General features: G+C 61.0%; 2 protein-coding genes. Both read left to right on the plus strand.

The annotated features are described in order from the left end of the window. The coding region (locus OHD62_RS35550; RefSeq protein WP_263792422.1) for a GntR family transcriptional regulator at positions 1 to 523 on the plus strand (523 nt) is incomplete at its 5' end. Then, on the plus strand, positions 523 to 803 hold a 281-nt coding region (locus OHD62_RS35555), incomplete at its 3' end, for a PfkB family carbohydrate kinase (protein ID WP_263792424.1). The genes OHD62_RS35550 and OHD62_RS35555, both read left to right, overlap by 1 nt.

Here is an 803-nt window from a genome sequence, read left to right on the forward strand (position 1 = left end):
TACTTTTTCAGGATTTTCGGAAGAAGCGGTAGCGCGTGGATTCCGACCGGGTACTAGGCATATGACGGTCGGCTGGCGTCCCGCTGACGCCGTGGCAGCCGCACTTAACGTGCCGACCGATGAGAGCGTCTTGACCATCGAGCGCCTGCGCACGATCGACGAGGAGGTCGTAGCGGTCGAGACAGTTTCGTTCGTCGCGGCAATCGGGCGCCACATGGAAAAGCTTGACCTTGCCGACACCTCTTTCACCGAGATTCTTGAGCAGCACCTTGGTGTGTCGCTTGTTCGAGCCAAGCAGGAGATACGGGCCGGCATCGCGCGTGCCAGACTGGCGAAAGCACTCGACGTGTCGAGCGGCACTGCGGTGCTGCAAATCGACCGTACCGCCTTCGACGCGACCGATCGGGTTATTTACTTTTCGTCCTCGTCCTACCGAGCCGATCGCTACATTTACACCGGCTGGATTGAGCGCAAGAGCGCCTCAATCGCTCAACCACGCCAACTAATCGGCGGGAGCAGATGATGCCCACTTGCGAGGTTTACGTCGTCGGCTCCTACGGCGTTGCGTTTTGGATTGTGGGCGACGTGCCAGCGCCGGGCGAAACCCTGCTAGGGTCCGGGTTTGCCTTCGGAAATGGCGGCAAGGGCTCTAATCAGGCTATCGGAGCTGCGCGACTCGGCGCCAGATGCAAACTGCTGGCGGGCGTTGGCGCCGACAAATTCGGCGACGAGGCACTGCAACTCTGGGGCACCGAAGGCGTCGACTGCTCGGCCGTGAGGCAGATGGCTGAGACACCGACGAT

It is taken from the genome of Mesorhizobium sp. YC-39, assembly GCF_025753795.1.
Lineage (GTDB): Bacteria > Pseudomonadota > Alphaproteobacteria > Rhizobiales > Rhizobiaceae > Mesorhizobium.